Origin of the sequence: Rhodococcus sp. ARC_M6, from assembly GCF_022810305.1 — a bacterium.
Taxonomy (GTDB): Bacteria; Actinomycetota; Actinomycetes; order Mycobacteriales; family Mycobacteriaceae; genus Rhodococcus_F.
In genome coordinates, this window is record NZ_JALGQH010000002.1 from 140,001 (window position 1) to 166,789 (window position 26,789).

The following is a 26,789-nucleotide window of genomic DNA, read 5'->3' on the forward strand; positions in this document are numbered from 1 at the left end:
CGACTAAGGAACTTCATGTCCACACAAGAAGCCGCGCTCGCTGACGCAGACGAACTGGAAACTGCCGCGGACAAACGATCCATCTACCTGGTCTTTGCCGGGTTGATGATCACGATGCTTCTGGCGTCCCTCGACCAGATGATCTTCAGCACCGCATTGCCCACCATCGTGGGCGAATTGAACGGTGTCGATCACATGGTGTGGATATCGACGGCCTACATCCTCGCGTCGACGATCATGATGCCCGTCTACGGAAAATTAGGCGACCAAATCGGCCGCAAAGGCCTGTTCATCGGCGCGATCAGCATTTTCATCGTCGGCTCGATCATCGGCGGACTGTCCCACGACATGACCACGCTGATCGCCGGTCGCGCGGTCCAGGGCCTCGGCGGCGGCGGTTTGATTCTGCTGTCACAGGCGATTATCGCCGACGTCGTACCGGCACGGCAACGTGGCCGCTACGTCGGTGCAATGGGCGGCATATTTGCACTCTCAGCAGTGGCAGGTCCGCTGCTGGGTGGCTGGTTCACCGAGGGCATCGGCTGGCGCTGGGCATTCTGGATCAACGTGCCACTCGGCTTTCTCGCGATCGCCAGCGCCATGGCTTTCCTCCACTTGCCCAAGCCCAAGCTCGGCAAGCCGAGCATCGACTATCTCGGCTTGATCCTGGTTTCCGCCTCCGCTACGTGCCTCGTCCTGTTCACCACCTGGGGCGGCCACACCTACGCCTGGGGTTCCGCCGTCATCATCGGACTGATCGTCGGTTGCATCGTCACCGCAGTCGCGTTCGTCATTGTCGAGAAGCGGGCAACTGAACCAGTCATCCCGATGCACCTGTTCTCGCAGTCCAACTTCGTACTCACCACCGTCACCGGACTTATCATCGGCATCGCGATGTTCGGTGCATTGGCCTACCTCCCCACCTACATTCAGATGGTGACCGGCAAGAACGCCACCGAAGCCGGCCTGATGATGATCCCGATGATGGCCGGCGTCCTCGTCACGTCCGTCGTCTCCGGGCAGATCATCAGCAAGACCGGTCGCTACAAAATGTTCCCGATCATCGGTACCTCGATCGTCGCCGTGGCCTTGGTTCTGCTCTCGCGACTGACACCGTCGACGTCACTGTTCGTCTTCGGCATCTACATCACGGTCCTCGGCCTCGGCATCGGACTCGTCTCGCAGGTCTTGATTCTGATCGTCCAAAACACCTTCCCCGCATCCGAAGTCGGCACTGCAACGGCAGCCAACAACTTCTTCCGCCAGATCGGTGCCTCACTGGGTAGCGCGCTGGTCGGCAGCCTGTTTGCGTCCCGACTGACCAATCTTGTGACAGAGCGATTTCCCGCCGGTGGCGAAAGTGTCGCCGAGAACAAGAATTCACTGACGCCTGAAATTCTCTGGAAGTTACCGGCCCAGATCCGCGAATTGATCGTCGGCGCCTACAACGACGCGTTGGCACCGATCTTCCTGTACCTCGTGCCACTGGTCATCGTCGCAGTCGTCCTGCTGTTCTTCGTGAAGGAAAAGCCACTGGCCACCACGATCGATCGGTCCGCTCAGCCCCTCGAGTAAGACCGCATAGTCCGCTATCGTGTTGTGATGCCACTCGAACAGAACCCGACAAGATCCAAGCTCGTCGGTCTGGTCGGATTCTGTGTAGTACTGGCACTCCTGTTGGCAGGCGGACTTTGGTACTTCAACCGCCACGGCGACGCTCTGGCGGGCGAGAAACTCAACTCCTTCCCGACTGTTAGCCACAATGAATTGAGTTCCGCGCAAAGCGAATTGGTGACCAGCCTCGAACAGGAATGGAAATCCGGCGACCCGGGCACCAAATACGCCGAGGGCGTCGAAGAGTCCTGGTGTTCCGATTTTGTCAGCTGGAACATGAACCAGATCGGCGCACCGTTTTCCAACCCGAATTCGGGATCGTGGCGAATCCCTGGCGTCTACACGCTGCAGGAGTATTACGAATCTGTCGGATCCTTTGTGCCGTACGGCCAGGACTATCAGCCCAAGGTCGGGGACACGATCTTGTACAGCGGAGACAGTCCCTACGGCCAGCATGTCAACATCGTGCTGGTCAACGACGCCGGCACCCTCACCACCATCGGTGGCAACGAGAACAATTCGGTGATGATCCACCGCATCGATCCGGCTGAAGTCGCTGGAATCGTCGGTTTCGGCACGTTCTGAGGCCGATCCTCCCCGTCTGTGCTGATGGATCTTGCGTTGCTCGGGACGTGACATTGGACGGTCACTTTCGTGCAGGGTGTCGTGAGGAACTTGGAAACATAGATTCGGAAAATTCATTGTTTCCGTCGGTTCCCGACAATATTGTCTGGTGAATAAGGATACTGCTCAGTGCAATTGCGGAGCTGACTGTCCCAACGCGGACAAAACGGGGACGACGCCATCACGACGCCGCCCCCGCTCTTCACATCACCGAATCTCGGGCGCACTCATTCCAGACCCGCTCACCGGCGTCTCAAGATCCGCCGATCGAGCCGGTGGACCCTCCGAAGATCGAGCCCAGCCAACTGCTCGAGCCCAGCGAGCCTGTTGCCGGCGGCGGCGGATTGCAGCCGGTAACCGTGACGGTGTGCCACGCCCGGTTACCGAGCCATTCGGGCAATTCGTTGGGAGTCTGCCCATTGTTCCCGGGCGGGCCGAGCACTATGCGGTACTCCACCGTGTGGGTGTCCGCGGCCGGGTTCGGCAGAGGAGGGTTCCAGCTGGCGATGATGTTCTTGAGGACCTGCGTGTAAGTCGCCGAGACAGCTGGGAGGTCAGAGAGCATCGTGCGGTTCTCGACCGTGTTCTCCGGCACCTCGTCCGACCAGGTCGGCGATAATGCCTTGCTCGCCATGTTCGGGGTACCGGTGCGATAGACATCGAATCCCACGCCGATATCGCGCCCAGACTCGCCGTCGATACGCCAGTCGATTGTGTAGGTCGTGACGTTAGTGTGGTTCTCGATAGTGAAATCTGCCTTGCAGCCACCGCGGTCAGCGGCCCAGAAGTTCACCTGCGCATCCCGCTGACCGTTATCCGGTGGGGATGCATTCGATTCGGTGAATTCGGTCGAGGACTAGCAGCCCGCCAGAAATGCAACGGCCGCAACAAGAACGAGCGGAGCTTTGCGCATTGACGGTGTCCTTATTTGGGAAAGTTGATGACATCCAGATTGAGCGGAAGCTGATCGGTTCGCTCGCCGGAATTCGGCCCCTTGACGAGGGTATCGGTGGCCGTCGAACCGACGAATGTGAAGCCGTCGATTTCGTAGGGCACGTTGTCGCCGGACAACGGGGCAGGGGCCCGCGAGATATGAAAGTGCAGATGGACCTCGGTGGTGTTGCCCGAGTTTCCCAGATTCCCGATTACCTGACCGCGAGAAACCTTGTCGCCCAGCTTCACTGAGGCAGATCCGGGAATCATGTGCGCGTAGAAAGCGTAATTGCCCTCACCGATGTCGATGACCATGTAGTTGCCACCGAGCTGATCGAACGTGAGGTTGCTGTTGACCTGGTGCGGCGGCTCGTCCTGCTTGTCCGACACGACGGCCACAACCGTGCCGTCGGCTACGGCCAACAGCGGTGCGTCGTAGGCGAAGTAGTCCTCGTTCTTCGAGCCGTCACCTCTGCTGGAACTCAGCTCCGAGTTATTCGCATCGATCCGCATCCAATCGATGGCATATCGCTCGGTGCCGTTTATCCGTCCGCCGACCGCCATCATCGCCCCGCGGTGCGAGGTGATCACGCAACACCCGTTGGCTGCGACCCACCCGTCTCCGGCGAGCGGCGGGCCGATGATCACGGGCGAACCTGTCCCGGTCGTGACAGCTCCACCGATCTGAGTCACAGTATCCGGATACCTCGCCTCGAGTCCCGAATTCGATGTGACGAACGGGCCGTACGAGGTGACCAAACGGTGGGTCACCTCAGCCGGAACGTCGGCACGGGTGTCATAGACGTCGTCGAGTACCAGCACAACAGGGCGCCCGACGGGAATGTCGGTAACCGGTGCCGCCTCGAAGTTCGCCAACAGGAAGGTGCGAGCCAGCACCTCGTCCTTGTTCAGGCTCGCCACTACCTTGCCGTCCGGTCCACCGGCCAGTGTGTCCAGCGTCGTGATTGTCGCGGGCCGCGGCGAGACGTTGAGCACCGATATTTCGTAGGCGACGTGGACCTTGCCGTCGGTACCGGTGACGGGAATCGGATCCGGCCCGAGTGTCGTAATGACAAGGGGTGCCATCACATCGACATCAAGGGGGTAGCCCGGTGGGATGCCGCCCCGCGGGTCCGTCGTCGCAGTCGGTGGCGAGGTCGACCCCGTTGAATCGACAGTCGTTGAGCACCCCACGAGTAAGACGGCACAGGTGGCCAGGACGACGGGAGTTCTGCGCATAGTGGTGTCCTAATCTCGCCTCTACCGGCTGCGTTGACTCGGAGCACCGAGCCTATGCTCGCATGTCGGATTTTGTCGTGAATTTTCCCGACAGCATCCATCATCAAGAAATCGGGCAATCCGACCTGAGTTTTTCACCCTCGGCTTCACCCTGTGGCGCCACGTTCTACCATCATGCGGGCCCGGCCAGTGAGGTCGAAAATGACGGAATCGCAATCGTGTCGAGGCACTGTGGCCGATACGACGGCGACGGATCGCCCAGAAATCCAGTGACGGCCGCCGGACCGCAATCAGATTGGGTGAGCACGCCGTGCCCCGACTCCGGGAAGGTCAACACGACGGCATTCGGGAGCGTGGCCTTGGCGAGCGCTGCGTTGCCGGGTGGAGTTACGCCGTCGAGGCCGCCGCTCAACAACAGCACCGGGACGGTGCTGTTGGCAGGCTGCGCGACACGGTCCGGGACTGCCCCGATGTTCCACGCCGCGCAGTCCCCCACCAGCCATGGCAACCGCGGGGTCAGCCCCAGGACCGCATCCGGGAACTGCGGCAACGATTTCTTCGCGGCACCGAACATGACCTCGGCACTGGTGTGCGCGACGGCTTCGCCGCAGATCACCCCGTACGTCAGTCCCGACCCGACGATCGGGACGGGTGCGGGTTGTGCCCCCGTCGCGAGCACCTGCGCGGCGGGAGTGACGTCGCCGCGGCCGGCGGCCGCAATGATTGCCGGCATATCGACGAGTCCGTTGGCCGCCATCGCGGCCGAGTTCACCAGAGACGCGAGCTTGTAGCCGTCAACCATCACATCGACCGGCGGCCCATCCCCCGCGGCTACCGAGACCACCTGCGGACGCGCATCGAGGTCGGTCACGGTCGTAGCCAGCGTCCCGAACAGGTCCGGGAGCATGGCCTGGCAGGCGGGCTGTGCGTCGCAGGCAGTGCCGAGGGCATCGAATCCTTTGGCCGCGTTCGGCCACAACGTATCTGCGAGGTTCATCTGCGGCGGCACCACGGAATCCGCCACAACGGCGCGAATCCCGTCCGGGTAATCACGCAGGTACTGCAGCGCGACGTCACTGCCGTACGACACCCCGTACACATCCCACTCCGGGATATCCAGGGCTAACCGCAACGAGGCAACGTCAGCAGCATTCTCGAGAGAATTGAAGGCATGCAGGTCAATGCCCTCGCCCCGAAATTGCGAACTGCAGGCTGCGACTGCAGCGTTACTCGCAGCCTTCGTCCCAGGGTCGGAAGACGGCTTGGCCAGTGCGCCTTGCATGAAGGCATCCACTTGAGGGCACGGCACGAACGGCGTCGCACGCAGTGTGGCGCGCTGATCGATGTAGATCACGTCGCGGTTCTTGTTGAGGTCCAGGCCGCTGTAAGTAACCAGTGCGTCGACCAGCCCGCTCTCTCCGGGTCCGCCGGCCAGCATCAGTAAGGGAGGCATCGCAGCGGTCGGGTACTGTGCCCGCTGGCGCGCCACGGGAATGGTGACGACGGCACCATCAGGCTTCTCACGATTCTGCGGGACAGTCAGTGTGCCGCAGGTGAAATCGGCACCAAATGACGGAAGAGTCATGCCGGGAATCAATGGATCGAGGCAGGGATTCGCCGCGTAGCTGAAGTTTCCTAGCGGCAACGGTGCGGACGGATCGGCCACCTCGGTCTCATTCGGAGTGGCAGTGCACCCGGTCAGTACAAAAAGCATGGCGGCGGCGACCAGCCCGCAGCGGCGATACCAACGTCCGGTGCGATATGGATTCGTCATGACAAACTCCAGAACGGACCTGTGCCGAGCGCGTTGGCCCAATTGAGTGGAGCCTATGCACGAAAAGGCCGTTTTGTTCTGAATTCTCCGATATCGAGACTCACAATCAGGACTACCGTCGATCGAGAGCAAATACACGAAGATCGCGTGTGGTGCGATTTGTATATTCCGTGTAGGTGCGGGTGTATTCGACGAACTTGTCGAAGATGCGCTCACGCTCAGCGCCCGTCAGCATCGTTGCTGCAACAGGGATTTCGATGCCGCCCATCAACACCGCGGCGTCGTGGTTGGCCAACAGATTCCACGACCACGCGGGATGGTGTCGTTGCCCGAAGTTGCTACCGACCAGAAATAGGCGATCGTCTTCACACATATACGTGAGCGGAGTGGTATGAGGTTGCCCCGATTTGCGGCCGGTGGTTGTCAACAACAGCAGTGGCACACCGATGGGACCGAATATGGTCAATCGACCGTTGCTTCGATTGAGTAGCTTGCGATCGATCGGCGTCATTTTCCGGATGCACCAAGAGCCGAACCGCGATGATGCAAAAGCGTCCAGCGGTTTCTTGAGCATCGGCCGATCGCGTCCCCATCGGACATCTGGAAACCCGTCACGGGCCATACTCGATTGTCCCGCCGACGCACTCACATGTACAGGATCACAAGCGCCCGTAGGCCCACTTGATCAGTGGCTCAGCATTGCTACAAACGCACCGATGTTCGTGACAACTCGCTCTGCTTTTTCCTCTGACGTCAGATTTTCCTGGTACCTGTTGCCCGCAGACGGCCGTCGTTTGTTTCGCGCGTACAGCGGACACGCCAGGTCAGTGCACATATAGGTACCGATGGTGTCGCCGCGTCGGCCGGCCTCACCGACCTTGGCTGCGGTCAGCAACGAGACTCCCCCACTGCCGTGCGTCGTCAAGCAAATGGTGCACATCTGGGCGCGACCCGACTTCCCGGTTTGGTAGCGGAGCGCAATACCGATCAACTCGTCGCCCTGGGGAATCACCAGATACCCACGCCCCGGCATTGTCGGATCGTTCCAGCCGAAGAAGTCCAAATCTTCCCACGGTCGCCGATCCAAATCCCGCGGAACCGGAAGCCGCTTCGCTTCACCTTTCGAACAATTGACGAAGGATCCGCGAATATCGCGTTCGGTGAGCGGCAACACGGTAGAACTCCGTTTCGGCTGGTGAATCAGTGCACCTCGACGCTACGCGGCAGTCATTACCTGGTGCAACGTGTTTTCCGATCAGTTCCGGAAGTGGCAGGAAGGTCAGGGATTATCAGCGTCTATGTCAACAGTTACAGCCTCGGGTCAACAGGTTCCGATTCGAGCGCCAACACCGCAAAAACTGCCTGATGCGCGCGCCACAACGGTTCACGCTCAACGAGCCGCGACACCGCTTCCATTCCAAGTGCGTACTCGCGCAGAGCCATTGACTGTTTGTGCCCGAGGTTGCGGTTACGCAAACGCGCGAGCGTCGACGGCTCCAGATAGTCGGCTCCGTAGATCAACCGCAGGTACTCCCGCCCACGAACTTTGATGCCGGGTTGGACTCGAGCGTTGTACCCTCGCGGTCCGTGAATCTGATTCGCTAGTGGTTTCACCACCATCCCCTCACCGCCCGCGTCCGTGAGCGAATCCCACCACTTCGTCGCCTGTGACACGGATTCTTCCGAATCGAGTTCGACAACGACGCGACGTGTAGTGGCAAATCGATTCGGATCCACTGCGACCAATCGATCCGCAACAGCGAGGTGCCATTCGTGATCGCGTTCGCCGTACGCCTGCCCTTCCGTGGCAAGGATCTTGAATGGCGCGACGCGGACACCGTCCAACCCGTTGGTGGACCACACGTACTGCCGGTACGCCTCGCTGAATCGCTCGATGCTGGCCGCTCTGACCGACGTCAGTTCCGAAAGCTCCGACACATCCAGACCTCGGGATGCTGCCTGGTCGAGCACCCTCGCGCGGGCACCGAGGTCCGTTCGGCCTGCCGCTCCGACAGCCGCATACTGATCACGCAGCAGCCCTTCAGCTTTGACGTTCCACGGCAGCAGCTCACAATCGAGCAGCACCCAGTCAGTTCCCAACTCTTCCCAGACTCCGGCCGCCGCGAGCGCTGCGGCGATATCATCCAGCAGTTGCTGCGTCAGCTCGTCGTCGAAGAATTGACGGCCTGTTCGGGTATGGACCATTCCGGTGAGTGAATCCGGGGCGTCGAATCGCTCACGCGCGACGGAGGCGTCACGGCACACAAGCACAACAGCGCGTGATCCCATGTGCTTCTCTTCGCAGATCACCATGTTGATCCCGGCACTTCGATATGCATCGAATGCGGTCGATGGATGTTCCAGGTAGTCAACCGATTGCGATGTCGCACAGGGCGCCATCGTGGGCGGTAGGTATCGCAACCACTGCGGCGCCACAGCAAACCGGCTCATCACTTCCAATGCTCCGGCCGCGTATTCGGGTCGAACCGAGACGCGTCCCCGCAACGCGGTTTCGACGCCGGTCGAATCAAGCACGTCGGCCAGATCAAGAACATCCGATGCGCGGGTCGGCGGCGCCAACGGCACAACCGGCTCGTACCAAACCTGCTCAGCCGGAACCGATACGAGCTCACGCTCCGGGTACCGCAAAGCCGTCAATGCTCCGCCGAACACGCATCCCGTGTCGAGGCACGCTGTGTTGTTGACCCACTCCACCTCATGAACCGGAGTGTGCCCATACAGAACTACGGCCGATCCGCGGTAGTCGTCAGCCCACGGATACCGAACCGGCAGCCCGAATTCGTCTGTCTCGCCAGTGGTATCGCCGTACAGCGCGAAGCTCCGCACCCGGCCGGAGGCACGATTGTGGTAATCCTCCTTCAAACCGGCATGCGCGACCACCAGCTTTCCGTCGTCGAGAACCAGGTGGGCAACCAGACCGTCGCAGAAGTCCACGACGTCGCGCCGGAACTCTGCCGGTTCCGCTGCAAGTTGCTCGAGCGTCTCGGCCAGACCATGACTTGTTGTCACCTTCTTGCCGCGCAAGGCTTTTACGAGTTTATTCTCGTGATTTCCCGGCACCGCAAGCGCGTGACCGGCCGCAACCATGCCCATCACAAGACGAAGCACACCCACCGAGTCCGGCCCACGATCCACGTAGTCGCCGAGGAAGAGCGCCGTCCTTCCCTGTGGCGGCACAGCGTCTTTCGGTGCTCCGTCGGCACCATAGTCGATGGTGTACCCGAGCTTTGTCAGGAGCGATTCCAACTCGCTTCGGCAACCGTGGATATCGCCGATGACGTCGAACGGACCATGGTTCGTTCGCAGATCGCTGCGCAGTGGCCGACGCACGAACTCGGCCTCGGAGATCGCGCCCTCCCCGCTGAGCACGTGAACGGTGCGGAAACCCTCCTTACCGAGCCCTCGGAGCGAACGATTCAACTGTTGGTGCTGACGCCGTATGACGTCGCGGCCGAACCCGCGATCCGGGCGAGCCTCATTGCGCGCGGAGCACACCGATTCCGGAACATCCAGCACTATCGCGACCGGAAGAACGTCGTGGTCACGTGCCAGCGCGATGAGCCGCTTGCGGGCAGCCGGCTGCACGTTGGTCGCGTCGACAACCGTGAACCGGCCACGTCGCAGACGCTTGGCCGCAACAAACTCCAGCACTTCGAACGCGTCCGACGTTGCGTCCTGGGAATTCGGATCGTCGCTGACCCAGGCCCGGAACTGGTCGCTCGAGAGTGTCTCGTGGGGACCGAAGTGATGTGCGGCAAACGTCGACTTCCCGGAGCCGCTGACGCCGATCAGTACAACCAGTGCGAGGTCGGGAATCTCGTAAATCGTCATGACTCGCGTGCCTCCTTCGTAAAGATCGCCATCTGCGTCGGGCCGCCTAAATCGGGATCAACTGATCCGACAAAACTGAAGTGCACCGAATATCCGTGGTCCGTAGCGATGTCGGCGGCCCACTCCTCGAATTGAGCTCGCGAGAACTCGAACCGGTGATCCGGGTGGCGGAACTTTCCCTCGCCCAATGCTGGATACAGCGCGTTGTAGTCGGAGTTCGGCGTCGTCAGCAGTACTACCTGTGGCGCGGCGTCAGCGAAGACCGATCGCACCAATGCCGGCAGGCGCGTGGCATCAACGTGCTCGACCACCTCCATGAGAACTGCGGCATCAAATCCTTTGAGGCGCGAGTCGCGGTAGGTCGCCGACGACTGCATCAGCGACACACGTTCACGCTGAAGATCGGATAGTTCGGCGAGTTTCAACCGGCGTTCTGCGCGGGCAAGTTCGCGAGCACTCACGTCGACACCGACCAGTCGATCGAATTGGGCATGCGGCATGAGCGCCTCGATGAGCTTGCCCTCACCGCATCCGATGTCGACTACGCGTCGAACGTGCAGCTGGCGCAACGCTTCGACAACGGCTTCGGTACGCCGACGCGCCAGCGGCGGTTCCGGACGCGGCAGCTCTTCCACAGGTTCCGCAGCGTCGGGCACAAGCCTGTCGACGACGGACTCAACCAAGTCACGTTGGCGTGCCAGGTAGCGGGACATGATCAACGGCGCCTCGGGATGCGCGGCCAACCATTCGCCGGCGACACGTACAAGTTTGTCGGCCTCGTCGGATCCCACCCAGTAGTGCTTGACGTCGTCGAGAACCGGCAGCAAGACGTACAGGTGCCGGAGGGTGCTCTGCACCGTATGTTCCCCGGTAAGCGTGAGCGAGACGAAGTTGGAGTCACCCCAGTCCGGAAGATGCGGATCAAGCGGTACCGGAACCGCCGTCACATCCCACCCGAGCGGTTCGAACAACCGGCGCGGTAAGTCAGTATCGCCGCCCACCGGAACTACCGGAATCGAAACCGTCAGCGCCAGTTCGGCATCCACGAGTTCGGGATGCGAAGTGCACGTCCCGGCCAACGCGGTCCGAAACAGTTTCGACAGCGCCACGGCCAGGATGGACGACGCCGCATACGGCCGATCGTTGACGTATTGCCCCAGCGCAAAACTGTCGTTGCCTTTTCCTCGCCGAGACCTGCTCTGCACCAGTTCGATTGGGTCGACGTCGACGATCAGGGCAACCGTCGTCTCCTCCGGGCCGGCATTCGGATACAACACCGTGGCTTTTCCGACGGACAAATCGAAGGTCTGCACCTTGTCGGGGTGTTTGTGCACGAGAAAACTCAACGCAGTGGCATCGGTGAACCGCGAGGTTGGCGTGGACGTCAGGGTGAGCAGCACCAGGCGACTGTATCCCGCGACCGGGAGCCCGCGCCTCCGAATTACGGGAGCAACGCCCTACCGTCAGAACAATGTCAGCGCAGCCCCGGCACCGACGAGTTCACGTTCGATACGCGGTGCCGGGGCAACGCGATGGCTGGATTGCCCGCCTAATCCGTGACGTTCAACCAACGGATCCACACGCTTCTTCAACCACTGCTTGTACTCGGGCGTGACGTAGGCGCCCCGCCCGTACAGCTCACGGTATCGACGAATCAGCGCGGGATGTTCCTGAGCGAGCCAGTTCAGAAACCATCCGCGTGTACTCCCTCGCAGGTGCATCGGAAAGACAGTCACCCCGGTAGCGCCGGCCTCGGCAAGTGCAGCAAAGAGTCCGTCGAGGTGCTCGTTGGAATCCGTGAGAAACGGGATAACCGGAGCGACCATCACGTTGCAGGAGAATCCGGCGTCGGTGATTGCTCTGATCATCTCCAGGCGAGCGCGCGGCGACGGCGTTCCGGGTTCGATCTGCTTCTGCAAAACGGGATCGTTGATTGCCAGCGAGACTCCGATTCCGACGTCGACCTGCGTGGCAGCCATTTTCAGCAGCGGAAGGTCCCGTCGCAGCAGCGTTCCCTTGGTGAGAATCGAAAACGGCGTACCGGATTCGGTCAACGCACGAATGATGCCGGGCATCAACCGATAGCGCCCCTCCGCACGCTGATACGGATCGGTATTGCTCCCCAATGCAACCGGCTCCTGCTTCCACGACTTCCGCGCCAATTCCTTACGGAGGACTGCCGCGATATTGGTCTTGACCACTACCTGCGAATCAAAATCATGACCGGCATCGAGGTCGAGGTATTCGTGACTGGGCCTGGCAAAACAATAGCGGCACGCATGGTAACATCCACGAAAAGCGTTGACGGTGAAGCTGAATGGAAGCGTGGATTCCTCAGGCAACTTGTTGAGGGCACTCTTGCACAGCACTTCGTGGAACGTGATGCCCTCGAAGTCCGGGGTCTGGACCGAACGCACCAAACCAGCGCGCTCAAGCCCAGGCAACGCCCCGTCGTCCGCATCCAGCGATTGACCCGACCACCTCATAACCCAAGTCGAACACTTGTTCTAGGATATGTCAATCGCTGGAGTTCAAGAACTTGTCAGAATGACGAGCTTCTGGGTCGCTCTGGTCATCGCGACATAACGATCGACTGCGCCTTCGATGCCGGTGCCGAACGAATTCGGGTCGATGAGTACAACCAAGTCGAACTCGAGCCCCTTCGCGAGTTCCGGGGTCAACGACCGGACACGAGACGTTCCACCCCGAAAATCACCCGCGCCGATGACGCACGCAATCCCCTCCGAATTCTCGGCGAGCCACGAATCGAGGATCGAGTCCAGATCCGAAACAAAGCCATGGACGACGGCGATGCCACTGCTCCGGACCGAGGTCGGGACGTTGGCGTCCGGAAGTACGGCTCGGATTACCGGCTCGGCTTCTGCCATAACCTCTTCCGGTGTCCGGTAGTTGATGTTGAGGGACGTCAGATTGATCCGGTCGAGCCCGACCCGCTCGAGCCGTTCCTTCCACAACTCCCTGAACCCGTGCCGAGCCTGTGCTCGGTCGCCGACGATAGTGAAACTCCGGGACGGGCAGCGGAGCAGCAACATCTGCCACTCCGCGTCGGTCAACTCCTGCGCTTCGTCCACGACGATGTGCGCAAACGGGCCGGCAAGGCGATCTGGGTCGGCGTCAGGCAGTGAAGCTTCGTCGACCAACATCTCCTGCAAGTCCTGCTGCCGTAGCTGCGTCATCAAACCTTCACCGTCGCTGTAGACGTCCGACGCAATCAAATCGTCGATAACGCTGGACCGCTGCTCACGCTCAGCAGCAACAGCCGCGATCCGCCGACGGTGACGTCGCGACGCCTCCGGGTCCCCCAGCCGCTGCCGCGCCGCGTCCAGAAGCGGAAGATCGGACACGGTCCACTGGTCGGCACCGACGCGTTGCAACTTCCGCACGTCCTCCGAGCTGAGCCAGGGAGCACACGTACGCAAGTAGGCGGGAACCGACCACAGGTCGCCGACGAGGTCGGCGGCTTCGACGAGCGTCCACGCATTCTCGAGCGTCCTACGCAAATCATCGCTGCGCTGCAAAGATTTTCGGAGTTGATCGGCCGGCGCTGCCCGGCACTTGTCCGTCAGGATGGTTAGCAGCAGCTCCCAAATCTGTTCGCGCGCTTCGTTGTGCGGCGTACCCGGTTCCGGGGCGCCGAATGCCTCGGCCCAGTCGTCGGCGCTCAACCAGATGTCCGCCCAGTCGGTCTCGACTGTCATTCCCACGGTCGGCGGCTGCTCGTAGAACCTGACGGCCGTCTCGATCGCCTTCACCATGTCCGCGGACGACTTCAGTCGGGCCACCTCCGGGTCCGTCTCCACTATTGCGCCGGCGCCCTCTTTGACAAGGTCACTCACCGTGCACAGCTGCACGCTGTCCTCACCGAGGCTCGGCAGAACGTCCGCGACGTACGCGAGATAGGGCTCGTGCGGACCGACGAACAGCACGCCGTGACGCAGTCGCGCGTCGGAATACAGCAGGTACGCGGCGCGGTGCAACGCGACGACGGTCTTGCCCGTACCCGGACCGCCGTCGACGACGAGCGCGCCACGCGAGCCTTCGCGGATGATGGCGTCCTGGTCGGATGCGATGGTCCCGAGTACGTCTCGCATTCGTGGCGAACGGCTACTGCCCAGGCTGGCGATGAATGCCGACTGATCGTCGAGTGCGGCCGATTCCTCGAACCCGATCAGTCCGTCGGCGGTGAACACCTCGTCCCAGTAATCGCTGATCCGCGCCCCGCTCGATTGCCCCAAGCTCCAGCGGTACCGGCGACGACGCGCCAGACCCATCGGGTTGGCGTGGGTTGCACCGAAGAAGGGTTCGGCCGCCGGCGAGCGCCAGTCGACCAGCAGTGAGTTTCCCGCACGATCAAGGAGGCCTTGACGCCCGATGTACACAGGTTCCGGGCTGTCCGAGCTCACGATGTGCCCGAGGCACAGGTCGAGACCGAATCGGCGAAGGGTGCGCAGCTGGGCGCTGAGCTGATGGACCATCAAGTCGCGCTCCATGACCTCCTGGCCCAAGCGACGAGGTGCCTTACGTTCGGTGTCGATACGTTCGGTCAAGTCTGCCAGGGCCCGCTCGAGGTTATCGGCGATGACCGAGAAGTGCTGCACGTCGCGGGCGATCAGAACCGGATCAGCCTTGCGCGCGAGTTGGTCGGGAAGGTCGAACACACTGTTCATTATCAACTGCCATTTCCTTGAATTGCGGTCTAGGTCAGCCATTCTGCGGCACCACCCCGGCCTTGCCGCAAGTCCACCAGTGCGCTATAAATTGAAAGTGGAAAGGGTTGGGAACTTACCCTTCCCGGTCTGGCAGAATCTGGACAATGTCAAACAGAATCAACATCTCGTCCGGTTCCGAATGGGAACCCAAGATCGGTTACTCGCGCGCCGTCCGCATCGGCAACCAGGTCGCAGTATCCGGCACAACCGCCCCGGGCGAAACCCTCGAGGACCAGACTCGTGCCGCTCTCCAAACAATCAAGTCCTCGCTCGAAGAAGCGGGCGCGACTCTCGGCGATGTCATCCGCACCCGCATGTACCTGCGCGATATGTCGCAGTGGGAGCAGGCTGCACTCGCTCACGGCGAGGTCTTCGGCGATATCCGTCCGGCCACCACGATTCTCGAGGTCAGCTCGCTGATCGATCCCGCTCTGCTCATCGAGATCGAAGCCGACGCAGTCCTGAGCTGATCGTTCACCCAGCATCGCCGAGTGAACGAGCCTAGTGTGAGCGGATGAAATCGAGTCGGTTCACACCTCTGGCAATCGCGCTCGGCATCTCTATCACTCTCCTCTCGCCCGGTTTCGCAACAGCGGAACCGGGCGAGAGTCTTTCGGTCGCCTGTGGAACTCCGTTGACTCCCAGTGACGTCGCGAGAATTGCCGACCTCAGCGATGTCACAACTCTGGGCGGCGAAGGCCTCGAACGCCTGGAAACAGCCGTCGAACGCCATCACCAGATCACGACAATTCTTGTTTCCCATCATGATTGGCGCGGCTTGTTCTCGATCGGACTCGACGCCGTCGAACACGACGCTGTCATGCCCCTGCAACGCGACCCAGCGTCGTTCGCCGATAGACAATGGGCACATTCGGTGAGTTACGAACTACTTCGCCGCTATCTCGTCAACATCCATGCCGAATTCACCGGCGCCCCGACAGATCCCGCGTGGAGCAACTATTTTTCCTTGACACACCAATGTGGTGTCAGCCCCGCGCGAGTCGCCATGGCCGGATACAACGCGCACCTCACTGTCGACCTCGCACATGCCGTCGAAGCCTCCGGTACCCAGCCAGTCGACATCCCGGACTATTACAAGATTGTCGATTCCATTGCAGTCAAAGGTGGTTCGATTGTCACGGAGACCAAAAACGAATACAACGCCGATCTGGGTCCGCTGTGGCGGTTCTACTTCCTCGGCGAAGGCCTCGACAAACTAGCCGGCACATCCGAACCGTCACAATTGCTCCTGCGCGCCGCCGACAGCGGATACAACACCATCACATTGGCCAACGGATTCGCACTACAGAATCCACAGACCCGCGCCGGGACCGAACAGGAAATTGACTCGTTGTGGCACACCACCGATGCTGCACTCGGCATCCTTTCGCAGGTCGGCGGTCTGTGACATCACAGTAAGACGCAAATAGATCGGACATACCTGCAACAATGAGTCCATGACGGGGCACGGACCGCGAACAGCAACACCGAACCCTGCCATGCGTCCGGTGCGAGATCTGCTGCACGGACCGGCAATCGTCTGCTCGGGGGAAACGTCCATTCGCGAAGCAGCAACCCTGATGACCGAAGCCGGCCGTCGCGCCGTCGTGATCCCTACAGACACAAGCACTTACGGAATCTTCACGGAGGGCGATCTGCGCGCTCGCGTGGTTGTCGGCGGAATCGACAGCGCACTACCGGTGTCCAGTGTGATGACTCCGTCAGCGGTGACGGTCGATCCGGACCGCCTCGGAGTCGACGCCGTTACCGACATGCTCGAACATGGATTGCGCCACCTTCCTGTTGTCACAGCCACGGGGACGCTCCTGGGAGTGCTCGAATTGAGCGACCTCTTGACGTCGGCAACAAATCAGGGTTTCCAACTCCGGGCTCAACTTGCCACTGCCCCGGACGACGCCGCGCTGATCACCACTGCTCGTGCTGTCCCGGAACTGGTGACCGCTCTGGTGGCATCGCGAGTGTCACCTCTCGACATCAGCGCAACGCTGTCGGTTCTGATCGACGTGACAGTCAGGCGTGCGATCGAACTAGTAGTCGGAGGCGGCGAAAGCCCGGACTTTGCCTGGCTTTCGCTGGGCAGCGTCGCCAGACGTGAGGCACTCCCCTCGTCGGATATCGACAGTGCACTGGTGTGGGGCGGCGAATCGCACCGCGAAGGTGCCGATGCGGCAAAACGCATTCACGACATCCTCGACCGATGCGGCTTCCCTCGTGAATTGGCCAGTGCAGGAACTCAGGCCAGATTCGCCCGCACTCTTCCGCAATGGCGCGATGCCTTACGAAAATGGGTGTCCAATCCCTACCAGGACCATGCGCTCGTCATGCTGTCGATGTTAGCCGACGCTCGGGTTGTCGCCGGCGATCCGGCACTCGACCCGAGAGCCTCAGCGCTCGATCAACTACGCCTGCATCCTCCCGTCATGCGACTACTCTTGCGAGAAGCAGTGGGCCAGAAGGCGAAACTGCATTCACTACGTGACGTGATGACCCGCCACACCGGCACTGTCAATCTCAAGACCACAGCCGTGCAACCGATCGTGAACATCGCACGCTGGGCCGGCATTTCAGTGGGCGCACGAACCAGTACCACTCTCGAACGCTTGAAAGTGGCCGCGGACAACGGTTTCCTGCCCAGCGACGACGCCCAGGTCCTGATCGAATCCTTCGAGGTGCTCCAGCAAATCCGTGTTCGACATCAGACGGAGCAGTTCGCGGCCGGGAACCCGCCCAACGACGAGATCGTGATCGCCGATCTCACTCCCCTCTCACGCAACCTGCTCGGCAACGCTATTCGGGAAGTTGCCGGCGTTCAACGACGCCTCGAATACACGGCATCGGCGTCTGCCATACCTGACATCGAACCATGAATTCTGCTGCGCCCCAGCATGTCACGGTTCGAATCCGACAACGCCGCGGTGACGCCTCGGAGAAGGAAACGCAGATCGGGTGAGCGCCGTATGGACACTCACCCGATCCGACACCGACCTACCTTCTACTCGAGTCAACCAGGTATTCGAAGTTCTGGTTGTACGGCTTGGCGGTTACCTCGGCGTGAGAGTTGACACGGGCAACTTCGGTTGAATTACGCACGACCGTCGCGGTGATCGATCCGACCTGGAGCGGAGCGAGACAACTGCTCACACCTGCCGGGGCATTACACGTCGTTGTCGTGGACCCTACCGTCACTTTCACAACCGCGGGAGCGGACAGATACGTCAGCACCTCCGCTGTGTCACGAGCGGGGGCCGATCCTGGGCGCAACGTCATCGGGACGTTGGAACCGTTCATCGGCACGGCCGAAACCAGCTGATTCCGGTAGCTGAGAAATGCCGTGTCGCGCACGATTGCCGGGGCCGTTCCGGTACGGAACGAGTACAGACCGTACGCGCTCATGTCGAGCAATGCGCTGCCATGTCCGACACTCGGCGCGAACGAACTCCCCTCGCTGTAGTCGTTCCACGTACTGATCTGGACCCATTCACTGTTCGACGCCATCGCAATTTGCCAGGTGTTGCGCAGATTCTGGGAGTTCTGCGCCTCGTCGAAGATCGACTGGTTCGGCCGCGCGTCCTGAAACGAAACCGGTTGCATCCAGATCTTCCCCATCGCGTGCGCTGCGGCCGCCAGGCCCATCGGCGAATTCGGGTCAGATGCCGACACCGGGTTGTCAACCGGATTCCGATTGCCCCAGTTCGACATTCCGTAGCTGATGGACGCAAATGCATCCCGGTTCGCGATGGTGTTCAGGAATACCGGAACGAATGCGACTTCGATGTGATGCGAAGTATTCATGATCGATATGAACTGCGACCACCAACTCGCAGGTTTTACCTCGGCGAGAAACGGAGAAATCACCAAACGGCCGTCGCCGAGTTTGAACGTCGACGCCATTGATGCGTATGGCATCATTTCAGCAGCAAGTTGCGCCGGCGACATATTTTTTATAGCGGAGTTCATATCAGGCATGAGCATGATCTTGAAGTTGGGATCAACTGTTGCCGCAGCCTTGATGAGAGCTGCGGGCACGGCTGAACCCCACCAACTGGTGTCCGAAGCAGCGGACAGGATATCCACAGAAAACCCGTCGATACCAGCAGAGATAGCTTGGCGTACTTCGTTCTCGAGATCGCGCTGCCGCCACTGGGTGTCGGCCAACGGTTGCCGAGTCTGCGGACGATCTCGCAGGAGTCCACCTTGGCCGACGGCAGAATTATTCTCACCGTTCGCGGTCAGATACTGAGTTGCGTAGTGGTCACTCGAAGGATTCACGTTGTCGAGTGAGATCGGGTACGGAGGAAAATAGTGAGCGAAAACCAGCTTTCCGTTCAACTCCGACTTGGGCGGCACGTCGAACGGCAGCGACGACGACGTAGGGCCCGGCCTGCCCCCCAGAGGCGGCGCAACGTCCGGCCTGCCCCCGGCAGGATGCTCGGGAACCAGCGGCGCAGTTGTGGGTGCGGGTGTGGTTGTCGGCGGCGTTACGTTCGGGGCATCTTCTCCGAGTGAACCCGTTGGGAGCGCGTTCACCGGCGCGGCCTGGACGGCCAGGGCAAGCAAGAGACTAACAAGTAAGAAAATCAAGTAAATAGGACGACTAATCAAATATGAACGAACATTCATCGTAACGGTAACCTTTCCCTACCCTCGGAAAATGAGGGCCATTCGTCGACAATTGGCTTGAAAAATTCAACGGTTCGCAATTAAGGAGGAGGCCACATATTCAATATTGATTGACAAGAGAGGTGAAGAGAAATTGTTAACATGAATGCCAGGGTACAACAGAAATTTCGTCGATGCGAAACTCCTGAGCCGCTTCGATCCACTCAATCCTTGACGAAACTTCGACAGAACAGACAAATGCCAGCAGAACGGATAAATTGCACATTACCTAGTAAATACGAAATATCGTTCAACAATACTTGTCCGCGAAAAATACTTGGAATCCACCTACTGGAGATGCATATTTTCAATAGATCACGATCAGCAACACTAAATGTTGCTTTCGATTAGCCGACTTTAGATACTGGTAGTCACGGCCAGACTGAAGACTCCCCGCCTCCGAGACTGCCCCGACTACTCGCACCAGACCTTTACCGATGGTCGGGGGATTAATTTTAGTGGGGCGTAAGCACTCAGCGACCGACGATGAACTGAAAGCAAGTCGGATCGAGGCCGGAGTGCAGATTCTGGCCGGCCAGGCAAGTACCGCCAGCACGTAGCCGACGAAGGCCGTATCGAGTCGTCAGCGCTATCAGAACCGGATGCCGCCAATTACGGAACAACCCAACCGATTGTCCGTGATGTTCCTTTTAGGTGGTTGCCTTGTGTAGCCACTGTGCACCCCCACCGGGTGTGCACCGCAGCTTCGAAGGGTGCACCACTATCGTCACCATCGAACGACCCCATTCACTCTCTCGTCGGTCTCGGGCAACTGCCGTACTCGGCGTCGGCACTCCCGCCGTTGCCATGACCCTGACCAGCGCGGTCGGTACCTCAACCAGCGATTCCGTCACCACCACCATCCCCGTCACCGCGGATCCGACGGGGGTGTCGATCACCCCGACGGCGCTCGCGCCTCCGTCGCCAACTGGGGCGGGAACTCGGTCTCGGTGATCTCGATCGACCAACCGCCCACCGCCGGATCTCTGGAAGGATTCGGGCCCTGATCGAGGCGCCTGACCCACTTGAATGCAGAAATGCCGAAGTTGTCCGGAACCTTATGGTTCCGAACAACTTCGGCGTTCTTGAGCCCGAATGGGCGGCAGATTTAGACGGACAAGCTCTGTCCGGGGAAGATCAGGTTCAGGTTCGGAACCTGGCTTGCGAGGTTCTCGAGCGAAATACCGTGGGCTGCAGCGATCTTCGACAGCGTATCGCCGGCCTTCACTACGTAGTTGCCGCCAGCGGTTGCTGCGGGAGCGGATTCGACGGAGGCCTCTGCGGTGACGGGGGCCGAGACTGCTTCATAGGTGCCCGCCGTCGTTCCGCCGGTGAGGTACTGACCGCAAACGGGCCACGCACCGACGCCCTGGCCATCGAGAACATTCTCGGCCACGCGGATCTGCTCTGCCTGGCTGGCGTTGGCAGCGTTGCCCGATCCGCCGAATGCGTTCCAGGTGCTCTGCGTGAACTGCAAGCCGCCGTAGAAGCCGTTTCCGGTGTTGGCTGCCCAGTTTCCGGAGGACTCACAGTTTGCGACTCCGGACCAGTCGTGGCCTGCAGCCGAGGCGGTGCCGGTGCTCATGGCGAGAGGAATTGCGATTACTGCGCCTGCGGTTGCAACTGCGCCGAGTGCGCGCTTGAAAGTAATGCTGGTCATCAGGGGAAATCCTCTCCGCTACTGCGGACGACATCGGATCGGGCACTTGTGCGCCGTATCGAACGACTCGCCTGTTTCACTCCTGCCCCGCGAAGGTTTGGGGAGTACCGGACCCGCGGGGCAGAAGCACGCAGTTGCGGGTCGGTGTTTGTCCGGTTGTTTCGGACTGCCAACGACGCTAGGCCATGATCACGGAAAGGTCACGGGTCAATATTTTGGCACGATCGTATTAGAAAACTGACCAAATCGCACCGGCATGCGCAGTTCAGCGGTTCAATTGAGGCTTCAACCGTACCAATCGTTATCCGTCCGTTACGTGACTACCATCACAGGATCTTTGTGACTCGCCGCACTGAATTGCGTGACTTGTACTCAAATCTGTGCGCCGAGAACCGATTCAAGTTCCTTCATCCAGGCCAAAAATTCCTCCGGCCCGCCGAACATGACCCCGTCCACAGCGGCAACCTCAGGCGCGCAATCGGCGCCGCCCACCACCAACGCGTCGCCCCCGACCCCTTGGACTGCCGCAAATGCCGGCAAATCCCCGCGGTCATCGCCGGCGTAGGCAACAGCTTCAACGCCTGCTGTCGCGATTGCACGCAACAATCCCGTCCCTTTGTCCTCCTCGACCGGTGCGCGCAACTCTTCGACGAGCTTGCCGGGTTCTCGACGCAACCCGGTCCGGGCGGCGATATCGATGGTCGCCCGCTCCACCAGTTGCCGTGCAGCAACTCGATCGCCTGCCTGCCGCCAGTGCACCGCTACGGCCAGGCCCTTCCCCTCCACATGGATCCCCGATGTTGCCGACGCTGCGAACACCCGTCGCAACTCGGCCTCGGCCTCCACGACCGTCGGTTTCCACTCTGCAACGGCCGGAAGCACCGTGGGGCCGCTGTCCGACCATGTCTCGACGCCGTAGGAACCCATGAGCACCACCGACTCCACCGACACTCGATCCCGCAAGAAGGACACCGGCCGACCCGAGAGCAAACCGACCAATCCGAGATGACGTGAGAGCGAGCCGAGGACGTCTGCGGCGCCCGGTAAAAGAGCACTCGCCGAAGGATCGTCGACGATCGGGGCCAGAACCCCGTCGAAGTCCATCACCAGTCCAGATCGTGCGGGATCAGACGTGAGGCGGGCAATAACGTCCGAAGCGGTTCTCATGGGTTCAGTGTGTCAAAGGTGTCGACGCCCACGAACATGCACTCATAGTCGCGCTTCCGTTAGAGTCCTGACGACGCTTACCAAATACGGGGGTAAAGATGAGCGAATTTTCTGTCGTCACTGACGACATCCGCAAGTACGGCGCTACGGCAGCCGAAGCCGCGGGTCATGTTGCACAAGCCGCTGTTGTCGACCTCAATGCAAATCTTGCAGCGGTGGCACCGGCAGTGGGGCCTGTCGGTATCGAATTCCTCGAAGCCTTCGCGCGCGCACAGGCCGCACACACCAAAGATGTTGCGGCTCTCGCAGTGTTTTATGCCGGGACTTCCGCAACGGCCGGTGCGGCCGCCGAATCGTACGACGCCACCGACCAATCGACAGCGGCCGAACTTCGACGCACGACCACTGACAACGGTGACCTCGCATGAACAGTCCCCACGATCCGACCACGGTGCTCGAGTTTCTGCAGGGCAGTGCGGTGGGACCCATGCTCGACACGCCGGCCGGTACCGCGGTGCTCGGTGCCGTCGAGCACTCGGCGCTGGCTCCGGTTCTCGGGATGCAGATCCCCGGTGCGGTCGACCTACCGTCAATTCCCGATTTTCTCGTCGCGCCGGCGAAGCCACAATTCCCGCCCAACGCTGCCGAATCGCTGATGCAAGGGATTGCGCTTCCGTCGCTCCCCGGAGTCGACGCACTGTTCAAGCCTTTAATCGATCTGGCGAAGAGCCTCGGATCGGGTGTCTTCAACGGAACCAACCCCGTCAACGTCCTCAATCAAGCCAGTGCCCTCATCGAGAAAGCCGGCGGATTATCCAAGAGCGGTCTGGCCGATGTCAGTCAGACCTGGAACGGCACCGGCAACGAAGTTGCCACAGATACCAATGAAGCCGCCTATCGCAGTGGATCCGAACTCAGCGAACGCGGCACCGCGATCTCCACGACAACAGCCGCTGCTGCGGAGTCAGTGCAACGCGGCAATGCTCAGTTGGCTGCCATCGCGCAATCATTTGCGACGGCAGTTGTTGCTGCAGCGCCAATCGCGTGGACTCCTCCGGGGCAGGCATTGCTGCTGGCCGCTGCGTCCGAACATATGCAGGCAGCCATCGCTGCTGTCAATCAGACCCGCGGCGAAATGCTTGCGCACACAACCGTCATGAACTCGCTTGCCGGATCGATCCCGGTTCCACCGCCTCCGGTGAGCGACGCGCTCGCCGCGTTGTCACCAATCGCACAGACAGCAGCACAACAGCTGACACAGGTTGTCGAACAAGCCGGCTCCGGAACAATCAGCGCTGCAACACAAGGCCAGACGCAAGCAGGTGGATCGACGCCGGATAGTCAGCTTCAATCAACCTCGGCGCGCACCACAGCGGCAAATGCTTCGGCATCGCCACTCGCGGGCGTCGACAAGCTCTGGGGCACAGGAAATCCACTCTCTCCCCCGGCCGCACCCACCTCGTCACACGTTGCGAATGCCGTTGGCTCAGGCGGATCGGTGACCGGAGCCAGCGCGGGAGGTGGGACATTCGGGGCTTCCACCGGAAGCCGGGTCGGCGGTATTTCGGGAGCAGCAGCACTGTCCGGACCGACCAGCGGCTCGACCTCCGTTGCTTCACCGGCAGTGGGCAGTCCGGCCGGCTCGATGCCGGGCACCAGCCCTGCCGGCGGCGGCATGATGGGCGGCGGCGCCCGCGGCGCGGGTGCGCGCGGACAACAGGATGACGAGTCTTCCCGCACCACGCCGGGTTACCTGATCGACGTGTCCGATAACAACGCCATCATCGGAGAACTGCCGATGGTTACACCTGCCGTGATCGGAACCGAGGATCCCGAAGGCGCGTTGTTTTCCGGCATCTGAGCACTGGCCCCCAACTAGCGCGCAGTGAGAGTCGTTGGGCCAGAATGGGCCTCGTCAAAAGAGTTCCAAACACTTCGTAACGCAGCCAGTCGCGGTGGCGATGAAATCGCCCTACGAACGTCAACGCGAAGTAAAGGAGTAGAAATATGGGTTCACATGGTTCAACTGATTTCCTCAAATGGGTTCAAGAAGGAGACGACCCATTCAGACAAATGCTCTCCACGTTGTTGTTCATCGTGGCCGGATTCTCGCTCATGCTGAACGGCGACCCGTTCTGAGCGATCGCCAGGTCACAAGACCTCCGAGGCGGGATCGAATTTTCGTCTTATTCGTGTGACGCTGCGGGCAGCGGCCACCGGGCACCCTGATCGCAGCTCCCGAGCACGGACTACATTTTCGGCCGAATACCCCTGGGCCAGAGGGCACCTCGCAAGAAGACTTTCGCTACACGCAGTAACGCGGGCAATCCTGATCGCGATGAACTCGCTGAAGGATTGTCAGTATCGAACGTCAGTATCGAACAAGGAGTATGCAGATGGGTTCAGTCGACATATTGAATTGGCTCCAGGAGGGCGCAAGTGCCGGAGACCCCATTCGCGGGCCACTCTACGTCGTTGCGTTTATCGCAATCGGACTAGTGAGCGTACTGAGTGGCGGGGCCGTCATCTAAGCGACCAACTGGTGGTAACTACTCGTTCCCACAGCCACACTCGTGGCAGTCCTCGCTGGCCGCGATCTTGACCGGCGCAGGACAGCACGTGTCGCCTTTCCACGCATTGATCCCTTCCTTCGCTGCTATGACGGCGATAACCAAGGCAGCGATGGGATCTGCCCACGACCAGCCGAAGAGGCTGTTCAGGAGCAGCCCGGCCAGAAGGACAGCGGACAGGTACGTGCACAGAAGTGTCTGCTTGGAATCGGCAACCGCGGAGAGTGAGCCCAGCTCACGACCGGCATGACGTTGAGCCCACGAGAGCACGGGCATAACAGCCAAACTCACTGCCGCAAGCATGATTCCAACTGTGGAATGCTGCGTCTCGCCGATACCGAACAGCGATCGAACAGCATCGACTGTGACGTAGATGGCGAGACCGAAGAACGAAAATGCAATGATCCGAAGCGCCACCTTCTCCCGCGACTCTGGATCCTTTGCCGAAAACTGCCAGGCCACAGCCGCTGCCGACGACACTTCGATCACAGAATCCAGACCGAAGCCGATCAGCGCCGTCGACGAGACTCGAACGCCTTCCGTGAGCGCGATAATCGCCTCGAGCACGTTGTAGCTGATGGTCACGGCGACAAAGATTCGGATGCGCCGCGAAAGTAGCTGCCGCCGTTGATCAGTCAGTGCCGGAACCATCCTGACGTGCTCGAGTTCGGAAGCCATCAGCAGCATCCGTCGGCGTCGGCGTCAGGGCAGCAGGATGGGTCGACCGCGAGCACCAGACCGATCAGATCCTCGAGTGCGCGCCCGATCCGTGGATCTGCGAGCTCATACCGACTGCGTCGCCCCTCGGGCACCGCGACAACAAGTCCACACCCACGCAGGCACGCGAGATGGTTCGACAGGATCTGCCGTGAAACGCCAATCTGCTCGGCTAAGTCCGAGGGATACCGCGGGCCGGTGCGCAGGCTCAGAAGTATCTCGGTTCGAGTCTTGTCCGACAGCGCATTGCCGAAGCGGGACAACGCATCGCGGTGAATCATGGTTTCCATGAGGAAACAGTACATCAGATTATGAATTCAGAAAAGAGTGAAATGATCACCCAGACATGATGCTGGCTTGCCAAAAGCATAGCCAGGACCTAACGTGCTGACTACGTGATTACAGAGCCAGCCACAGTTACGGAGCCTCGACATGAGCGTCACCACCGCAGCAATTCATCGCACCGAATTTGACGCCACCTGGAAAAGTTTCGACGGAATCCACGGCGGTCTTGCTGTTGCGAGAATGATTCGAACTGCTGCCGACGCAACCGGGGCAATTCCAGTCGCCGTCACAGCACACCTCGATCGACCGGTGCCATCCGGACCCGCAGAGATGGTCCTCGACCGCACACTCGGCGGACGAACCATCAGTTGCCTTGTCACGCTTACCCATGCTGGAACGGCACTCGTGCGACTCGCTCGCGATGTAGGCCCCTCGACGCGATCCACCCTGCGTGTTGCACCGGCACCGGATGACCCGTCGACCTTGCCACGGCTCGAGATCCCGGTCGACTTCGTCCCCTTCTCACAACACCTCGATATCCGCCCGATCAACGCAGCAAGACCCTTTGCCGGCGGCGACTCCCCCGAGTTCGATGTCTGGATCCGGCTACTCGACGACCTCGACTTCACTGCGCAAGAACGCTCTGCAGTACTGCTCGACGCCCTGCCACCAGGACTATTCGCAACCCTCACCATGCCGGTAGCCATCCCGACCGTCGAATTCAGTGCACACTTCGCACCAACGTCCCCGACAATGTCGCCGTGGCATCGCCTACGGCACCGCACGGTGTGGGCGACGGATTCTCTGTGCGTCGACGAAACCGAACTGTTCACCGCGACTGGAGAACTCGCAGCGCAGGCCAGGCAGCTTCGCCGAATACTCGCCTGAATCTCGTATCCGACATCGCCGCGACGGCCCTGTTCGAGGAGCACTGTTCCCTTCTG

At 60.6% G+C, this 26,789-nt stretch carries 25 protein-coding genes; 11 read left to right on the forward strand and 14 right to left on the reverse strand.

The genetic code is table 11. The features are described 5' to 3' along the window. Positions 1-15: 15 nt before the first annotated feature. A complete protein-coding gene (locus MTX36_RS03500; protein ID WP_243618368.1) occupies positions 16-1,575 on the forward strand; it encodes an MDR family MFS transporter in 1,560 nt (519 codons plus the stop codon). A gap of 27 nt (positions 1,576-1,602) precedes the next feature. After that, entirely contained in the window at positions 1,603-2,199 is a 597-nt protein-coding gene (locus tag MTX36_RS03505; RefSeq protein ID WP_243618369.1) for a CHAP domain-containing protein, read from the forward strand. 292 nt (positions 2,200-2,491) lie between these two features. On the opposite strand, the gene MTX36_RS03510 is transcribed toward MTX36_RS03505, so the two are convergent. From MTX36_RS03510 to helR, 9 genes are all read right to left on the reverse strand, one after another. Continuing rightward, positions 2,492-3,031, reverse strand: a complete 540-nt coding sequence (locus MTX36_RS03510; RefSeq protein ID WP_243618370.1) for a hypothetical protein — start codon at positions 3,029-3,031, stop codon at positions 2,492-2,494. A 131-nt stretch (positions 3,032-3,162) separates the two neighbouring features. Beyond that, positions 3,163-4,410 carry a M23 family metallopeptidase gene (locus MTX36_RS03515; RefSeq protein WP_243618371.1) on the reverse strand — a complete coding sequence of 416 codons (1,248 nt, stop codon included), beginning with the start codon at positions 4,408-4,410 and terminating at the stop codon, positions 3,163-3,165. Between the two features lie 172 nt (positions 4,411-4,582). Next, on the reverse strand, positions 4,583-6,184 hold the full coding sequence (locus MTX36_RS03520; RefSeq protein WP_243618372.1) for an alpha/beta fold hydrolase: 1,602 nt from the start codon (positions 6,182-6,184) through the stop codon (positions 4,583-4,585). A 112-nt stretch (positions 6,185-6,296) separates the two neighbouring features. After that, a complete protein-coding gene (locus tag MTX36_RS03525; protein WP_308198182.1) occupies positions 6,297-6,695 on the reverse strand; it encodes a nitroreductase family deazaflavin-dependent oxidoreductase in 399 nt (132 codons plus the stop codon). 174 nt (positions 6,696-6,869) lie between these two features. Next, a complete protein-coding gene (locus MTX36_RS03530; RefSeq protein WP_243618373.1) occupies positions 6,870-7,358 on the reverse strand; it encodes an FBP domain-containing protein in 489 nt (162 codons plus the stop codon). Positions 7,359-7,492: 134 nt separating this feature from the next. Continuing rightward, on the reverse strand, positions 7,493-10,036 hold the full coding sequence (locus MTX36_RS03535; protein ID WP_243618374.1) for a polynucleotide kinase-phosphatase: 2,544 nt from the start codon (positions 10,034-10,036) through the stop codon (positions 7,493-7,495). Then, positions 10,033-11,436 (reverse strand): 3' terminal RNA ribose 2'-O-methyltransferase Hen1, encoded by a 1,404-nt coding sequence (locus MTX36_RS03540; RefSeq protein WP_243618375.1) that lies wholly within the window; start codon positions 11,434-11,436, stop codon positions 10,033-10,035. The genes MTX36_RS03535 and MTX36_RS03540 overlap by 4 nt, the downstream gene beginning before the upstream one ends. Positions 11,437-11,499: 63 nt before the next feature. Further along, complete coding sequence (locus MTX36_RS03545; RefSeq protein WP_243618376.1) at positions 11,500-12,522, reverse strand: Rv2578c family radical SAM protein; 1,023 nt, start codon at positions 12,520-12,522, stop codon at positions 11,500-11,502. Between the two features lie 45 nt (positions 12,523-12,567). Then, on the reverse strand, positions 12,568-14,724 hold the full coding sequence (helR, locus tag MTX36_RS03550; RefSeq protein ID WP_243618377.1) for an RNA polymerase recycling motor ATPase HelR: 2,157 nt from the start codon (positions 14,722-14,724) through the stop codon (positions 12,568-12,570). A 146-nt stretch (positions 14,725-14,870) separates the two neighbouring features. Between helR and MTX36_RS03555 the strand changes: the two genes are divergently transcribed. The 3 genes from MTX36_RS03555 to MTX36_RS03565 are packed head-to-tail and all read left to right on the forward strand — an operon-like array spanning position 14,871 to position 17,654. Then, positions 14,871-15,236, forward strand: coding sequence for a RidA family protein (locus MTX36_RS03555; protein ID WP_243618378.1), 366 nt, complete (start codon positions 14,871-14,873; stop codon positions 15,234-15,236). Positions 15,237-15,280: 44 nt separating this feature from the next. Beyond that, a complete protein-coding gene (locus MTX36_RS03560; RefSeq protein ID WP_243618379.1) occupies positions 15,281-16,174 on the forward strand; it encodes a DUF5995 family protein in 894 nt (297 codons plus the stop codon). Between the two features lie 49 nt (positions 16,175-16,223). Continuing rightward, positions 16,224-17,654, forward strand: a complete 1,431-nt coding sequence (locus MTX36_RS03565) for a putative nucleotidyltransferase substrate binding domain-containing protein (protein ID WP_243618380.1) — start codon at positions 16,224-16,226, stop codon at positions 17,652-17,654. Positions 17,655-17,772: 118 nt separating this feature from the next. On the opposite strand, the gene MTX36_RS03570 is transcribed toward MTX36_RS03565, so the two are convergent. Continuing rightward, complete coding sequence (locus MTX36_RS03570) at positions 17,773-19,314, reverse strand: glycoside hydrolase family 71 protein (RefSeq protein ID WP_243618381.1); 1,542 nt, start codon at positions 19,312-19,314, stop codon at positions 17,773-17,775. An 825-nt stretch (positions 19,315-20,139) separates the two neighbouring features. On the opposite strand from MTX36_RS03570, the gene MTX36_RS03575 reads away from it, so the two are divergent. Further along, complete coding sequence (locus tag MTX36_RS03575; protein WP_243618382.1) at positions 20,140-20,400, forward strand: hypothetical protein; 261 nt, start codon at positions 20,140-20,142, stop codon at positions 20,398-20,400. Positions 20,401-20,554: 154 nt separating this feature from the next. Here MTX36_RS03575 and MTX36_RS03580 read toward each other — a convergent pair whose 3' ends face one another. Both MTX36_RS03580 and otsB read right to left on the reverse strand, forming a co-directional pair. Continuing rightward, the gene (locus MTX36_RS03580) at positions 20,555-21,106 is read right to left on the reverse strand and encodes a transglycosylase family protein (RefSeq protein WP_243618383.1); all 552 of its coding nucleotides are present in this window, start codon (positions 21,104-21,106) and stop codon (positions 20,555-20,557) included. A gap of 372 nt (positions 21,107-21,478) precedes the next feature. Then, positions 21,479-22,273 carry a trehalose-phosphatase gene (otsB, locus tag MTX36_RS03585; RefSeq protein ID WP_243618384.1) on the reverse strand — a complete coding sequence of 265 codons (795 nt, stop codon included), beginning with the start codon at positions 22,271-22,273 and terminating at the stop codon, positions 21,479-21,481. 98 nt (positions 22,274-22,371) lie between these two features. On the opposite strand from otsB, the gene MTX36_RS03590 reads away from it, so the two are divergent. The 4 genes from MTX36_RS03590 to MTX36_RS29760 all read left to right on the forward strand — a co-directional run bounded on the left by MTX36_RS03590 (position 22,372) and on the right by MTX36_RS29760 (position 24,804). Beyond that, positions 22,372-22,701 (forward strand): type VII secretion target, encoded by a 330-nt coding sequence (locus MTX36_RS03590; protein WP_243618385.1) that lies wholly within the window; start codon positions 22,372-22,374, stop codon positions 22,699-22,701. Next, the gene (locus tag MTX36_RS03595) at positions 22,698-24,134 is read left to right on the forward strand and encodes a hypothetical protein (protein WP_243618386.1); all 1,437 of its coding nucleotides are present in this window, start codon (positions 22,698-22,700) and stop codon (positions 24,132-24,134) included. The genes MTX36_RS03590 and MTX36_RS03595 overlap by 4 nt, the downstream gene beginning before the upstream one ends. Before the next feature lie 146 nt (positions 24,135-24,280). Continuing rightward, positions 24,281-24,412 carry a hypothetical protein gene (locus MTX36_RS29755; RefSeq protein ID WP_279394165.1) on the forward strand — a complete coding sequence of 44 codons (132 nt, stop codon included), beginning with the start codon at positions 24,281-24,283 and terminating at the stop codon, positions 24,410-24,412. 257 nt (positions 24,413-24,669) lie between these two features. Further along, on the forward strand, positions 24,670-24,804 hold the full coding sequence (locus tag MTX36_RS29760) for a hypothetical protein (protein ID WP_254922840.1): 135 nt from the start codon (positions 24,670-24,672) through the stop codon (positions 24,802-24,804). Positions 24,805-24,822: 18 nt separating this feature from the next. Here MTX36_RS29760 and MTX36_RS03600 read toward each other — a convergent pair whose 3' ends face one another. Next, positions 24,823-25,521, reverse strand: a complete 699-nt coding sequence (locus tag MTX36_RS03600; RefSeq protein WP_243618387.1) for a cation transporter — start codon at positions 25,519-25,521, stop codon at positions 24,823-24,825. After that, on the reverse strand, positions 25,521-25,850 hold the full coding sequence (locus MTX36_RS03605) for a helix-turn-helix transcriptional regulator (protein WP_243618388.1): 330 nt from the start codon (positions 25,848-25,850) through the stop codon (positions 25,521-25,523). The genes MTX36_RS03600 and MTX36_RS03605 overlap by 1 nt, the downstream gene beginning before the upstream one ends. A gap of 142 nt (positions 25,851-25,992) precedes the next feature. On the opposite strand from MTX36_RS03605, the gene MTX36_RS03610 reads away from it, so the two are divergent. Beyond that, complete coding sequence (locus MTX36_RS03610; protein ID WP_243618389.1) at positions 25,993-26,733, forward strand: acyl-CoA thioesterase II; 741 nt, start codon at positions 25,993-25,995, stop codon at positions 26,731-26,733. The last annotated feature ends 56 nt before the right edge of the window (positions 26,734-26,789 follow it).